Genomic DNA, 13530 nt, shown 5'->3' with positions numbered 1-13530 from the left:
GCCCTCACCTGCGCAGCTTCTGGAAGGAAAAATATATAGGCGACCGACAGGGAAATCGCGAGGGCCAAGAAGCTTTGCGACAGAACCTGCAAGACGCCCAGGCATTGATTGACGGGAAGCGCCTTGCCAAATCTTGAATGGAAAGCCACGGCCATAGCCGACTTGCTGGCAATCATTGACTACATCTCTGACGACAACCCGGATGCCGCCCAAGTTCTCAAAGACGAGATTGAACACAAGACGTCCCTCCTTCCAGAACGCCCTCAGATGTACCGCGCGGGCCGTGTGGACGGGACTAGGGAGATGGTTGTTCGGCCGAACTACATCGTGGTTTATGCTGAAAGCCCTGAGATGGTGACCATTTTGCGCGTTCTTCATGCTGCGCAGCAGTGGCCATGATCGGGGTGCAGGCCCCCCGCTAAGAAATTGCCCGCTCTACGCCTTCAAAGTGTAGAGCGGGCTTTTTGTCCTTTGGAACTCAGACCCTGATCCAAAGGAATTTCCCATGTCCAAGCCTTTCTCAACGCTCCCCAATCCTGTTGAATCCGACGCTAACCTCACCTCTGCCCTCGCGCAGATCGGTGCGGAGGTCGACCACCAACCCCTGCGCAGTTCAGCGCTGGCGCGCATCATGCGCGAGACGTTTCATGGCAGCGATGCCGGCGGTGCCTGGGACTGGCGCATGGCCTATGACCTGATGCAGGCCGCGGCCGTCCAGGTGCTGCTGCGTGGGGCCGACGCGGCAGGTGACATCGCTGCTGCAAAGCTGCTTGCCTCACGGCTGCTGACGGAAACCCGCCGGTCAGAGCAGCAGATCCGGCTGCAGCAGTTTTCCACGCCACTGCCATTTTCCGCCTTGGCCGTGCGGGCGGCGGCGGTCCGCAAGGGCGAGACCGTTCTGGAGCCCTCGGCGGGCACCGGCGCCTTGGCCGCTTTCGCCGCCCGGGCCGGTGCCACGCTTGTGCTCAACGAGATCGAGCCCTTTCGCCAGAGCCTTTTGCGCGCGGTCTTTGGCGGCGATGTGACGGGCCATGACGGTGAGCATATCGACGATCTGCTGCAGACGCCGGTTCTACCCGACGTCGTGGTGATGAACCCGCCCTTTGCCTCCTCGGTCGATCGCTCGCGAGACAAGCACATCGCTGCCAAACATCTCATTGCGGCTGCAAAGCGTCTCGCGCCCGGCGGGCGGCTGGTGGCGATCATGCCGCCGGGGTTCACATCTGAGCGCGATGCCGCGCATTGGTCCCGCGCCTGCGGTCTCCTGACGCCGCGACTGGCGTTGACGATGCCGGGGCAGGTCTACCGCAAGCTCGGCACCTCTGTCGAAACCCAGCTGATGGTCTTCGACAAGGTGCTTGAGGACGGCGAGATGATCCGCGCCAGCGTCCGGGACTTGGATGAAGCCCTTCCTTTTGTCGACGCCGTGGCCGCAACCCGGCCTGAGATGCGCCCCGCCCAGCGGGCTGAAGCATTCCCTCATGCTCGGGCGACCGTTCCATCCTCTGCCCCGCGCAAGACCGCCGCTGCGCCTGTCGCCGCCTCCAAGCCCCGGACCAATGCGGTCGTCCCGCTCAGCTTCACAACCCTTGAGACCCCACGCGATAATACGCCCGTCTCGGATATCTATGCGCGCTACCGTCCACAGCGGATCGAGATCGCAGGTGCGCAGGAACATCCCACGCCGCTGGTCGAAAGCATCGCCATGGCCTCTGTCGGGCCACCTGTGCCCTCAGGTGCCGCAAGCGCGGAATTGCGTCTGCCCGGCAAGCTGATCGAGGAGGGACATCTCTCCGAGGCGCAGCTCGAGACCATCATCATGGCCCATGATGCCCATGGGCGCGACCTGCCGGGGCGGTTCAAAATCGATGACGACCAGACCAAGCTGACGCGCGCCGATGCAGACCCGGAGGCATGTGCCTATCGCCTCGGGTATTTCCTCGGCGACGGCACCGGCTGCGGCAAGGGGCGCGAATGCGCAGGGCTCATCCTCGTCAACTGGCTGGCCGGGCGCAGGAAGGCGATCTGGGTCTCCAAGTCCGCCACGCTTATCGAGGACGCGATCCGCGACTGGGCCGATCTGGGCGGCTCGCCCGCCGACATCCAGCCGCTCTCCAAATGGAAACCGGACCAGCCCATCCCGATGGGCGATGGTATCCTCTTCGTCACCTACGCCACGCTGCGCTCTGCGGGCAAATGCGGCACCACGCGGCTGAGCCAGATCCTCGACTGGATGGGCGAGGGGTTCGACGGCGTGCTGGCTTTTGATGAGGCCCATGCCATGCAGAATGCGGCGGGGTCCGAGCAGGGCAGGGGGGCCAAACCCTCCCAGCAGGGCCTCGCGGGCCTGCGTCTGCAACTGGCAGCACCCCGCGCCCGCGTCTTCTACATCTCGGCCACGGGTGCCACGAGCGTGCACAACCTCGCCTATGCCGCGCGGCTGGGGCTCTGGGGGCAGGGCCCCGAATATCCCTTCCCGAGCCGCGAGAGCTTTGTGTCGGCGATGGAAGCCGGCGGCGTTGCCGCCATGGAGGTGGTCGCCCGCGATCTCAAGACGCTCGGCCTCTACACGGCCCGCGCCCTCAGCTTCGACGGCGTGGAGTATGACGTGCTCGAACACGCGCTCACCCCGGCCCAGATCGAGATTTACGACGCCTATGCGGGTGCGTTTCGCACCATCCACCACAATCTCGAAGCCGCGCTGACGGCGACCGGCGTCAACGACGCCTCGGGCGAGACCAATGCGTCGGCCGCACGCGCCTCGGCCAAGTCCCGCTTCGAGAGCACGAAACAGCGCTTCTTCAACCATCTCCTGATGGGCATGAAGGCTCAAAGCATCATCCGCGCAATCAAGGACGATCTGGCGGCGAGCAAGGCTTGCGTCATCCAGGTGGTCTCGACGGGCGAGAGTCTGCTGAAACGCCGGCTTGAGACGATGGACCCCGAGGATGAACTTGTCGAGGGTGCCTTGACGCCGCGCGATTACGTACTGGCCTACCTCGAACAGGCTTTCCCGATCCATGCGCAAAAGCTGGTCGAGGTCGACGGCAATATGGTGGCGGAACCCTTGCGGGATGAGACCGGCGCGCTCGTCGTCTCGCGCGAGGCGCTCGCCCTGCGTGATGCGGCCATGATGGAGTTGATGACGCTGGCCCCGATCCCCTCGGCGCTCGATCAGATCCTCTGGGCTTTTGGCGACGAGGCCGTCGCAGAGGTCACGGGTCGGTCCATCCGCCCTTTGAAGGCCGAGGATGGTCATCTCTTCATCGAGAAGCGCGCCGCCAGCAGCAATTCGTCCGAGACCCAAGCCTTCATGGACGGCGAAAAGGATATCCTGATCTTCTCCGATGCAGGCGGTACTGGCCGATCCTATCACGCGGCGCAAACGGCGAAGAACCAGAAACGGCGCCGGCACTACCTGTTGGAGCCCGGCTGGCGCGCCGATGCGGCCATCCAGGGGCTCGGCCGCACGCATCGCTCGGCCCAGGTCAGCGCGCCCTTCTTCCGGGTCTGCACCTCCGATGTGCATGGCGAGAAGCGTTTCACCTCGACGATTGCCAAGCGCCTCGACCAGCTGGGGGCCTTGACGAAGGGCCAGCGCGAGACCGGCTCGCAGGGCATGTTCCGCGAGGAGGACAATCTCGAAAGCCCGATTGCACGAGCGGCGCTGCGCGGGTATTTCGCCGATCTTGCTGCCGGGCGGGCCGAGGCGATGAGCTACGAGAGCTTCACCGACTGGACGGCCTTGCGGCTGATCGACAAGGACGGGGTGCTTCTCGAGGAGCTTCCCCCGATCCAGCGGTTTCTCAACCGGGTGCTGGCGCTGCCCATCCACATGCAGAACGCGCTCTTTGCCGAGTTCATGCGCCGGATTGCCGATCAGACTGAACGGGCGCGCGCGGCGGGCACACTCGATCTCGGCGTCGAAACCCTGCGCGGCGAAAAGATCGAACAGGTCTCCACGGAGGATCTCTGGACCTGCCCGAAATCCGGCGCCGTGACGCGGATCATCGGGCTGGAGGTCACCGACCCGGTCCACGTCCTTGGGGCCGAAGAGGCCATATCGCGCAACCCCGACAAGCTACCGATGGTGAATCGCGCCTCCGGCCGCGCGGCGCTCATCTCGGCGCGCCCTATGCAGATGTATGACGAGGACATCGTCACGCTGATGCGCAAGGCGGTGCGTCCAAACGGGTCGAGCTACCTCGAAGAGGCACGGTTTGAGTCCTCGGCCTGGGAAGACATCGGAAGGCCCGAGTTTGCAAGGCTTTGGGATGCCGAGGCTGCGTCCCTGCCAAAAACCACCACGACCAAGCTCTACCTGCTGACCGGGCTCTTGTTGCCGATCTGGAAGGACATTCCGACCACCAATGAGCGCATCTACCGGGTCACGCCCGATGGGGCGACCGCCATGATCGGGCGCACGCTGAGCGAGGAAGGGGCGGCCGCGCTGCGCGCCCGCTTCCTCGTCTCCAACCCGCAAACACCGCAGGAGATGTTGACCGCCGCCCTCGGCACCACCGCGCCTGTCGATCTGGGCCGGGGTCTGACCCTGACCCGTCGCCGTGTCGCAGGCGAGATGCGCCTCGAGCTGGGCGGCGCGGATCGGGGCATGATTGATGGCCTCAAGGCAATGGGGTGTTTCACTGAGATCATCGCCTTCCAGCTGCGGGTGTTCCTGCCGCATGGGGACGGGATCGACACGGGAAGCATTCTGGCCCGGATCGTGGGGCAGGAAGCCGCCATGACGTCAGAACAAGCCGCCTGAAAAGTCAAAGCGGGCTTTCGGTCGGGCGTCGCGGATCGGGGTTTGCCCGGGCTGCGCTTTCCGGGCGCGGGCAGACCAATGCCACGCCCGGCCCCCCAAATTCAGACAAGAGGACAGACCCATGACCAATCCCCAGATCGACTATGCCGCAATGGCGGCTCAGTGGCGTGCAGAGCGCGAAACCACATTGAAGGCATCCCGAACGGAGCTGCTCGCGCAACTACGTGCGCTTGGCATCAGCGAGGTCACTGCCGAATACGAAGGCTATGGCGACTCCGGCAATGTCGAGGATGTCACGGTGCAGCCTGCAGAGGTCCAACTGCCGGAGGCGCTTGCCACAGAGGTTGGCGACTTCGCCTGGTCGCTCGCCTATCACCATCACCCGGGGTTCGAAAACAACGAGGGCGGCTACGGCACGCTGACCTGGGACATAGCACTAGACAGCATCATCCTCGATCACGCGGACCGCTATGTCGAATGCTCGCACAGCTATGACGAGGGGCTTTGAGATGGCCCATCCGCTTCATCATGCTGAAAGCTCTGCCCGAAAATTCGGCGGGGTGCCGTCTGACTATCAGTCTCTGCACGATTGGTTTGACGCCTCGAAAGAGCACCTCGCGCTCTTCACGCACCGCGCCATGCGTCACCATGCGCAAGGCCTGTTTGAGGCCGAACGGGTTTTTGGCCTGACACTGACGAATAGTGCGGGCCGCGACATCCCCGTGCGCTGGATCGGCGAGCAGCATATCCGTGAAGACTGCCAGGGCCGCATCCCGAGCATGGCGGACTGGCTGCGACGGATACAGCCTGAGCCATGGATGGCCAATGGCCACATCGACCGGCATTCCGGCGATGAGCCCTGCGGCGACCCAAGGGTTGCCTGGGCCTCCGAGGTCGCCGCCGGAAGAACGGTTCTTGGCCTGAAGGATTGGATAGCGGCGCGCGCGACGCAAGCCACGCAAAGCGCCTGACAGCTCTCGGCCGTTTGCCAAACAAATCTTGCATGGAAGCCCGGTCGGAAGATCGGACTTCTTGCGTCGTTTCCCCACCATTCTTCGTAAGGAGGTTCGCATGACACTCGAAGACATCAAGGCGGCCGTTGATGCCGGCCAGACCGTGCATTGGGCCAATACCGGCTACGTTGTCCACAAGGACCGGCTCGGTCAGTACCTCATCACCTATGTGCCGAATGGTAGCTGCATCGGTCTGACCGACCGGGGCGGGCACCGGTTGAACGGAAAAGAAACGGAGTTCTTCGTCGCGCAATCGAAGGACGCCGCAGAAAATCCGGGCAACCAATCAAGACCAGACGGGCAGGGGAGGGGCGTAGCACCCGGAGGCGCGGGGGCATTCCCACTCGGACGGCAGCTTTGACCCGTGGGCGGGGCTGAAAGGAAAGCAGGCTTTCTGATTTGTGATCCCTCAAGGGGTCGAGAAAGCAATCCCGGATGCGTTGGCAAAAACGTCAGGCACCGGCCAATCCAAAAGGAACCATCCCATGTTCGCAGGAACCCTCACCCGCAATGTCGAGACCGCAGCCGCCGAGTACACCGGCATGATCCATTCGACGCGCTTTGACATCGCCATCCAGCTCGAGGCACGGGCCAAGATGTCCGCTCGCAGCCCGGATTACGACGTGACGGCAGTCAACAAATCAGGCCGCAAGGTGCGTATCGGCACGGCCTGGAACGAGACCGGGAATACCAGCGGCAACCCCTACATCTCGATGCAGATCGATGTCGGCCTCGGCCCGTTCCGGGTCAACGCGGTGCAGACGAAAGAGGCGCGCGCGGCCCAGAGCGGCGAATTCGAGATCATCCCGCTGGTCTCGAACGGCCTGATGAAATCCGGCTCGATCTCGGGCGAGCTCACCGCCATGGACGCCGACAACGCCTTCACCGGCTACATCGCCAACATGATGTTCGATCTGGAGTTCATGCTGATCGAGAACAGCTACAAATCCGAGGAAACCCACCCCGATTACCGCATCGAGGTCAGCTCGCCCCGGGGCACACCGATCCGCATCGGCTCGGCCTGGATGGCGAAAAGCAGCCGCACGGGCAATAACTACCTGTCGCTGCTGATCAACACGCCCGATGGCGACCTGCGCGTCAACGCCGTGCAGAACGAAGAACAGCGCGGCGGGCAGACCTTCTCGATCATCCCGTTCATCGACAGTGGTGAGCAGCCGCAGGACGCAGGCGCGGGGCTGTCGTTGGTCGCCTAGTCGGCGCGTGAGGGGGAGACGATCTGAATCCAAAGGGGAGCCGTGGGACCACGGTTCCCCTTTTTCCATGTCCGTTTGCGTGAAGGACGCCCCCCGCTTGCGATCTGGTGTAAATGCGATACAATAATATATTAACGCAATATCGAGGGCGGGCGCGTGGCGGCTAGATCAGGGACGGTTCTATGGTTTGACAACCTTGATGTTGAGGCAGAGGTTGCAGATCTCCTCGCCCATATCGAGCGCTGCACCGGATTCGCGCTACCCGCCCGAAAGCTCGCTGTCATCATGACCCATGCAAGGGCAAAGCTCGACAGGACCAGGCAGGCATATCTGGAGGCCAAGGCGGTGGGAAAGCCGGTGTCCACATCGCGGCGTGCGTATCTGACCGAGCTGCAGGACACGATCTTCATGGCGATCCCGGAAGAGAACCTCGCGCGGATGCCGCTGAACGAGCAGGTTCTCAACGACCCGTCATTTTACGCGGATGCCATGCACCGTGCCGCCGCGATCAGCGAGGATGAGTTGTTCATGGCGCTGTCCTCTTCGCTGAAGGACATGACGGTCCAAGACGCCCAGGCCTTCGTCTCGAAGCTTTGGCACGGCACGATTGACGACAATGCCCGCAAATACGCCGAAGCCCTGAAGCGCCCCGAGCGTGAACCGCAGCCCTTTCGTCCGGGGAACACCGTGTAAGATCGAGGCCGTTCTCTTGCCTTGGGCCTTGACCAAGTTGGCCGCCTCAAACCCCCTTTCCCGGAGGTGGCACCCTGTGCAGCGTGCGGAAGCCGTTGAAGGTGCTGTGGTGACGTCTACTGTCGCCAACATGATGAACCGGGATCACATGCGCGCCTTCTTCCGGCGCGCCGCAGCGCTTGTCGCCTTTGTCGCACTGCTCTGGGCGATTCACCTCGTCAATTGGATCATCGGTTACGGCTTGAACCCGGCCTTCGGCCTGATCCCCCGGCACGTCAGCGGATTGGATGGCGTCATCGCCATGCCCCTCCTGCATGGAAGTTTCGCGCACCTGATGGCCAATACGCCGCCGCTCCTGGTGATGGGTGGGCTGCTGGTGGCCACGACCACGAGGGCCTTGCTGCCGGTGAACGCAGTGGTGATCGGCCTCGGCGGCGGACTCGTCTGGCTGTTCGGAAGCTCCGCCATCCATATCGGTGCGTCAGGGTTGGTCTTCGGCTGGTTTGGCTTCCTCGTCGCGCGCGGCTTCGTGGATCGCTCATTGATCACGCTGGGCGCGGCACTGGTGGTCGGTGTCCTCTATGGCTCAATTCTCTGGGGCGTTCTTCCGGGCCAACCCGGCGTCTCTTGGGAGGCTCATCTGTTCGGCGCTTTGGCCGGCGCGGCCGCCGCATTTCTTGTACGAACGCATGTCCATGTGCCGCGCCTCGGCGGTGTCGATCTGGACTGAAGCCCTACACTCGGCCCTTAGCGTTCGCTCATACCATGAATCTTTAACGGCAGCTTTGCGAAGATGGTCAGGGCAAATTGCACCCCCTGATAAGTCCAAGTACTGGAGGAAATGGGCCTGACGTAGAACTCTCTCCGCCATAAATTATTGAAAGAGTTGAAAGAAGAAGCTCAAGTTAGGCGCTCGGTCAGGATACAATATGCAGCAATTCCGGAGATGTAATCTTCGCGGCCAAACGCGCATCAAGGCTGAAGTGACAATCAGCCGATGAAGTCAGCGCGTCGCTCGAGCAGGCTTTCGTAGAGGAAATCGACAAAGAGCCTGACCCGATGCACCCGGCGCAGATCGCCGTGCATCAGCACCCAGGTCGAGCGGCTCTGGTCGAGGTCGGTTCCCGGCACCCGCTGCAACTCGGGAAAGACGCTTTGCACCCAGGCCGCCAGAAAGGTCATTCCTGCCCCGGCCCTGGCGAGATGCATGTGCATCGCCGGATCGGCGATGGCATGGCGCACCTTCGCATGTGGAAAAGGCGAGGCCGCGATCATCGCCTGCAACTCCGGCACCTCGCCGTAGCCAAGCCAGGTCAGTCCCTCGCCACGCGGCCCGGCATCGTGCAGATGCCTGTCGATGTAGCTACGCGAGGCGAAGACGCCCAGCGACAGCGGAAACAGCTTGCGCCCCACGGCGTCGCCGGTGAGGTCGCGCACATGGCGGATCGATATGTCGGTTTCCAGCCTTTCGATCGAGTCGATAGCGTAGGACAGTTTCATGTCGATGTGGATGTCGGGATAGAGCGACAGGAACTCGCCCATAACCGGCGCCAGCAGGAAATGTGCCGTCATCGGGTCGGCCGACAGTCGGATGCGGCCCGCCGCCTCGCTGTCGAGCCCACGAACGGCGTTGAACCCCTGACGCAGGGACGCTTCCGCCTCTAGCGCCTGAGGAAGCAGCTTGCGGCCCGCCGCCGACAGCTCCAGCCCCCCTGCACTGCGCCGGAACAGTTGGACACCCAGTTGCGCTTCCAGCCCCTCGACCTGCCGACGCACCGTTGCATGGGTGCCGTCCAACTGCTCGGCAGCCCCGCGCAGCGATCCCGCCCGCGCAACGGCCAGAAAGGCCGGAAGAGATTTCCAATCCACCATATGGAACGATTATGAACCACACCGGGCCATAAATGGCAATATCTGGTGGAAATTCGACCCGATAGATTGGGGGCACTCACACCGAAAGGAGAACCCCATGACTGCTACCCTCACCGCATGGAGCATCGAACGCTATGGCGCCCCCGAGGTCTTGAACCCCGTGACCCGGGCGATGCCGACGCCCGGCCCCACGGAAATCCTGATCCGCATCCGCGCCTCGGCCGTGACCCGGGCCGATGGCATGATGCGCGCCGGACGGCCGCTGTTTGCGCGGCCGTTCCTCGGCCTGCGCCGACCGCGCCAGAACCTGTCCGGTACCGGGCTTTCGGGTGAGGTGATCGCAATCGGACACAAGGTTGGCCGGTTTGCCGTGGGCGACGCCGTCTTCGGCGAGGCGGGGATGAAGTTCGGGGCCAATGCCAGCCACATCTGTCTTGATGAGGCGAGCGTGCTGATGAAGAAGCCCCGCGCGCTGGCGCATGAGGACGCCGCCGTGATGTGCGACGGTCCGCTGACATCGTATCATTTTCTGCATGAGGTCGCGCAGGTGCGGCCGGGGCAGCGCGTGCTGATCCTTGGCGGATCAGGCAGCCTCGGCACTGCGGCGGTGCAGATCGCCAAGGCGGCCAGATCCCATGTTGCTGCAACCTGCAGCACGCGGAACACCGCCTTTGTCGCGGGACTGGGTGCGGACCGGATCATCGACTACACCCAAGAGGATTTCACCACTCTGCCAGAGCGCTACGATGTGATTTTCGACACGCTCGGCATCAGTACCTTCGGAACAGCCAAGGCCCGGCTGACGAATAACGGGCGCTATGTCTGCCCCGTGCTGACGCTGCCGCTTCTGGGCGCGATGTTGCAAAGCCGCCTGATCGGCCATCGCCGCGCCTTGTTCGCCGCTGCGGGCCTGCAGTCGCCGGAGATCCTGCGCGCCCACCTGGTACATCTTCTGGCAATGCTTGAGGCCGGAACCTTGTCGCCCGTGCTCGACCGGATCTATCCCCTGACCGATCTGATTGATGCGCACCGCCACATGGAAACGGGACACAAGCGCGGGAACGTCGTCGTCGTTTGACCTCCGCTGCCCTCGCCGCCAACTGACCGCCGCTAGGCGTATCGAACGGGTTGCACGCCATCATCAAACTGGACGCGCCTCGTTCGAAATGCCGTGCCTTCGACCACTTCGGGCCGGCTGATCCGGTCCATGCGGAAATGCCGGAAATCCTCGCGCATCGGATCCCAGGCGACCAGGTACCACAGTGGCGGTAGCATCAGCATGGCCTGCGGCTCGACCTGCCTTTCGGTCTCGGTCCCTTTGGCGTCGCGATAGCGGAACCTCAGGCACAAGCGCTCGAGAAACGACTGCTCGAATGCGGGCAACAGGGCGGCCTCCATATCTCCAAGGTTCGACGTGTCGACTTGGGGAGCCAGGGGCCCGACATAGAGACAATCGAGGAGGCGGCGCAGATCTCGGAGCTTGTCGGATGGCAAGGCCTTCTCGATCTTGGCAAGCCCGGCATCGGCAAGGCTTGCGAACGGAAGCGTCCGGGCGGCGCGCATGCTTGAGACGCCGATGATGAGCGCGAACACCTCCGCGACCGAAAGCCGGGCCGTGGTCTGCACCGAGCCCGGATCGAGGTACAATCCGCCGCCGCGGCCCTGTTCGGCGTGGATCACATAGCCCTCGTCGCGCAGCGCCGACAGGTCTCGCATGATCGTGCTGCGCGACGCACTGACCTCTCGGACCAGCGCGTCGATTGTGCTTGTTCCGTTACGGCGCAGGGTCCGCACGATGGCGTCTTGTCGGCTACGGCTCTTCATGGAGGCTTAATACCATACAAAGGTGTCAGGATTTGAAACCTTTTTGAGATAGGCGAGCGTCGAGGCAATTAACAAAGGATAGACTGCCATGAACCGAAACGCTGATTTCCCCGCGCCCACGCTCGTTTCGCTGGGCAATTCCCACCTCGAGGTCTTCGAGGCCGGTCGAGAGAATCGAGGAAACCCGATCGTGCTGTGCCACGGATGGCCCGAGCATGCCTATTCGTGGCGCCACCAGATACCGGCGCTGGCGGCGGCGGGTTACCACGTCATCGTTCCAAACCAAAGGGGCTACGGGAACTCGTCACGCCCGACCAAGGTGGAAGACTACGACATCGCTCATCTGACGGACGATCTCGCAGCGCTTCTCGACCACTTCGGGTACGAAGCGGCCACCTTCGTTGGTCATGACTGGGGCGCAAACGTCGTCTGGAGCATGGCACTCCTGAATCCGGCTCGTGTGACCCGGATCATCAACTTGGCGCTGCCCTACCAGCCTCGCACCCCAGTCCCATGGATCGAGTTCATGGAAAGCGTATTTGGGCCCGACAATTATTTCGTCCACTTCAACCGTCAGCCCGGTGTCGCGGACGCTGTGCTGGATGCCCACACCGATTGCTTCCTACGCAACCTGTTCCGCAAGAACCTGCCGCCTGCGCCGCCCGAGCCGGGCATGATGATGATCAACCTCGCCACGGCCGCAGCCCCCGCAGGTGATCCCGTGATGAGCGACGCGGATCTTGCCGTGTTCATCGCGGCCTTCGAGGCAACCGGGTTCACGGCAAGCATCAATTGGTACAGGAACATGGATCGCAACTGGCACATTCTGGCGGAAGTGGACCCCATCGTCCGGCAGCCGGCACTCATGATCTACGGAACGCGAGACATGATTCCGCCGTCCGAAACCATCGCGGATTTCGTCCCGAATGTGGAGGTGCTCAGCCTCGACAGCGGCCACTGGATCCAGCAGGAGAAGCCCAACGAGACCACTCGGGCGATCCTGGACTGGCTTGCGGTTCGGCAGGCGGCTTAGGCGGCGGTCACGGTCCATCGGCGGGCGCGAACGCAATCCGTTCGCGCCTTGCCGTGCCCGTGATAGGGTCGAGGTACATGCGACCCGCAAGGGGCGCTCACGCGAGGAACGACCGAGAAGAATGGACAAGCTTTCCGTCATGCACGCCTTCCGCCGCATTGTCGAGCGCGGCAGCTTCGCGCGTGCGGCGGAGGATCTTGGCGTGTCGCCTGCGCTTCTGAGCCGCGAGATCAAGCTGCTCGAAGAGAGTCTTGGCACGACGCTGCTCACCCGAACGACCCGCTCCATGTCGCTCACTGATGCCGGGCGGCTCTACTACGACGAGGCGACAGGCATTCTGGATGCCGTTGCCGGGGTCGAGACGCGCATCCGCGATGGTGCCGGGGCGGTGCGGGGGCACCTCAAGGTCAACGCCTCCAGCTCGTTCGGGCAGACCGTGATCGCGCCGATCCTGCCCGGGTTTCTCGACGCCTATCCCGATCTGCGTCTGACGCTGTCCATGGACGACCGGGTGGTGGACATGGTCGAGGGCGGGTTCGATGTCTCGATCCGCATCCGGCCTGCCATGCCGGACTCGGCGCTGGTGGCGCGCAGGGTCGGGACGATGCGGCAGCGGATCTTCGCGGCACCCGCCTATCTGGAACGGGCGGGCGTGCCGGTTGTCCCGCAGGACATCGCCCGGCACCGGGTGATCGGCTTCCTGCTTGCGGACCACCTGACCACATGGGCGCTGACAGGCCCTTCCGGCACGGTCACGATCGACGTCGATCCGCCGGTTCGTGTCGGCAACAGCCTCGTCCTGCGCGATCTCCTGATCGCGGGCCAGGGCATCGGCACCTTGCCGGACTTCGTCTCAAACGAGGCCGAGGCGCGGGGCGCGCTGGTGCGCGTCCTGCCCAACTGGGAGCTTCCCGCGCCGGAGATCTTCGCCGTGACGGCCTCGCGGCTGGGGATGGACGCGAAGGTCACGGCCTTCCTCGACCACCTGCGCGCGACGCTCCGGTCCTGACATTCTTCAACTGGCGTAAAGAATGAAGTGACAGTCAGCGGGTTATTGCGGCCCGACCGATCCCCCATCCTCTCAGGCATCGAAACCCAATGCACTGAGAGGAT

13 protein-coding genes are annotated in these 13530 nt (G+C 63.4%); 11 read left to right on the top strand and 2 right to left on the bottom strand.

What is annotated here, in order from left to right:
- Window positions 1–123 precede the first annotated feature (123 nt).
- The 8 genes from I9P22_RS04670 to I9P22_RS04635 all read left to right on the top strand — a co-directional run bounded on the left by I9P22_RS04670 (window position 124) and on the right by I9P22_RS04635 (window position 8418).
- A complete protein-coding gene (locus I9P22_RS04670; RefSeq protein ID WP_071974127.1) occupies window positions 124–399 on the top strand; it encodes a type II toxin-antitoxin system RelE/ParE family toxin in 276 nt (91 codons plus the stop codon).
- 106 nt (window positions 400–505) lie between these two features.
- A complete protein-coding gene (locus I9P22_RS04665; protein WP_199258203.1) occupies window positions 506–4768 on the top strand; it encodes a strawberry notch family protein in 4263 nt (1420 codons plus the stop codon).
- A 121-nt stretch (window positions 4769–4889) separates the two neighbouring features.
- The gene (locus tag I9P22_RS04660; protein ID WP_037240036.1) at window positions 4890–5276 is read left to right on the top strand and encodes a DUF6878 family protein; all 387 of its coding nucleotides are present in this window, start codon (window positions 4890–4892) and stop codon (window positions 5274–5276) included.
- Between the two features lies 1 nt (window position 5277).
- Window positions 5278–5739, top strand: a complete 462-nt coding sequence (locus I9P22_RS04655) for a DUF6915 family protein (RefSeq protein ID WP_199258202.1) — start codon at window positions 5278–5280, stop codon at window positions 5737–5739.
- A 100-nt stretch (window positions 5740–5839) separates the two neighbouring features.
- Window positions 5840–6142 (top strand): hypothetical protein, encoded by a 303-nt coding sequence (locus I9P22_RS04650; RefSeq protein WP_089423635.1) that lies wholly within the window; start codon window positions 5840–5842, stop codon window positions 6140–6142.
- A gap of 124 nt (window positions 6143–6266) precedes the next feature.
- Window positions 6267–6995 carry a DUF736 family protein gene (locus tag I9P22_RS04645; RefSeq protein ID WP_199258201.1) on the top strand — a complete coding sequence of 243 codons (729 nt, stop codon included), beginning with the start codon at window positions 6267–6269 and terminating at the stop codon, window positions 6993–6995.
- A 156-nt stretch (window positions 6996–7151) separates the two neighbouring features.
- Window positions 7152–7688: a hypothetical protein gene (locus I9P22_RS04640; protein WP_233253210.1), complete on the top strand. Its 537-nt coding sequence runs from the start codon at window positions 7152–7154 to the stop codon at window positions 7686–7688.
- 148 nt (window positions 7689–7836) lie between these two features.
- Window positions 7837–8418: a rhomboid family intramembrane serine protease gene (locus I9P22_RS04635; RefSeq protein ID WP_199258207.1), complete on the top strand. Its 582-nt coding sequence runs from the start codon at window positions 7837–7839 to the stop codon at window positions 8416–8418.
- A 260-nt stretch (window positions 8419–8678) separates the two neighbouring features.
- On the opposite strand, the gene I9P22_RS04630 is transcribed toward I9P22_RS04635, so the two are convergent.
- Entirely contained in the window at window positions 8679–9560 is an 882-nt protein-coding gene (locus tag I9P22_RS04630) for a LysR family transcriptional regulator (RefSeq protein WP_009503775.1), read from the bottom strand.
- A gap of 97 nt (window positions 9561–9657) precedes the next feature.
- Between I9P22_RS04630 and I9P22_RS04625 the strand changes: the two genes are divergently transcribed.
- Window positions 9658–10638: an NAD(P)-dependent alcohol dehydrogenase gene (locus I9P22_RS04625; protein WP_009503776.1), complete on the top strand. Its 981-nt coding sequence runs from the start codon at window positions 9658–9660 to the stop codon at window positions 10636–10638.
- Window positions 10639–10670: 32 nt separating this feature from the next.
- Here I9P22_RS04625 and I9P22_RS04620 read toward each other — a convergent pair whose 3' ends face one another.
- On the bottom strand, window positions 10671–11384 hold the full coding sequence (locus I9P22_RS04620) for a helix-turn-helix transcriptional regulator (protein ID WP_199258200.1): 714 nt from the start codon (window positions 11382–11384) through the stop codon (window positions 10671–10673).
- 88 nt (window positions 11385–11472) lie between these two features.
- Between I9P22_RS04620 and I9P22_RS04615 the strand changes: the two genes are divergently transcribed.
- Both I9P22_RS04615 and I9P22_RS04610 read left to right on the top strand, forming a co-directional pair.
- Window positions 11473–12417 carry an alpha/beta fold hydrolase gene (locus I9P22_RS04615; RefSeq protein ID WP_199258199.1) on the top strand — a complete coding sequence of 315 codons (945 nt, stop codon included), beginning with the start codon at window positions 11473–11475 and terminating at the stop codon, window positions 12415–12417.
- Between the two features lie 121 nt (window positions 12418–12538).
- Window positions 12539–13426, top strand: a complete 888-nt coding sequence (locus I9P22_RS04610; protein ID WP_009503779.1) for a LysR family transcriptional regulator — start codon at window positions 12539–12541, stop codon at window positions 13424–13426.
- Window positions 13427–13530: the final 104 nt, after the last annotated feature.

The organism is Paracoccus binzhouensis (assembly GCF_016446475.1).
GTDB lineage: Bacteria > Pseudomonadota > Alphaproteobacteria > Rhodobacterales > Rhodobacteraceae > Paracoccus > Paracoccus binzhouensis.
This window is presented reverse-complemented; position numbering and strand designations above follow the sequence as displayed.

Coding starts and splice junctions, on each gene's coding strand:
- I9P22_RS04665 (WP_199258203.1), top strand. CDS start 506: ATGTCCAAGCCTTTCTCAACGCTCCCCAATCCTGTTGAATCCGACGCT.
- I9P22_RS04660 (WP_037240036.1), top strand. CDS start 4,890: ATGACCAATCCCCAGATCGACTATGCCGCAATGGCGGCTCAGTGGCGT.
- I9P22_RS04655 (WP_199258202.1), top strand. CDS start 5,278: ATGGCCCATCCGCTTCATCATGCTGAAAGCTCTGCCCGAAAATTCGGC.
- I9P22_RS04650 (WP_089423635.1), top strand. CDS start 5,840: ATGACACTCGAAGACATCAAGGCGGCCGTTGATGCCGGCCAGACCGTG.
- I9P22_RS04645 (WP_199258201.1), top strand. CDS start 6,267: ATGTTCGCAGGAACCCTCACCCGCAATGTCGAGACCGCAGCCGCCGAG.
- I9P22_RS04635 (WP_199258207.1), top strand. CDS start 7,837: ATGCGCGCCTTCTTCCGGCGCGCCGCAGCGCTTGTCGCCTTTGTCGCA.
- I9P22_RS04630 (WP_009503775.1), bottom strand. CDS start 9,560: ATGGTGGATTGGAAATCTCTTCCGGCCTTTCTGGCCGTTGCGCGGGCG.
- I9P22_RS04625 (WP_009503776.1), top strand. CDS start 9,658: ATGACTGCTACCCTCACCGCATGGAGCATCGAACGCTATGGCGCCCCC.
- I9P22_RS04620 (WP_199258200.1), bottom strand. CDS start 11,384: ATGAAGAGCCGTAGCCGACAAGACGCCATCGTGCGGACCCTGCGCCGT.
- I9P22_RS04615 (WP_199258199.1), top strand. CDS start 11,473: ATGAACCGAAACGCTGATTTCCCCGCGCCCACGCTCGTTTCGCTGGGC.
- I9P22_RS04610 (WP_009503779.1), top strand. CDS start 12,539: ATGGACAAGCTTTCCGTCATGCACGCCTTCCGCCGCATTGTCGAGCGC.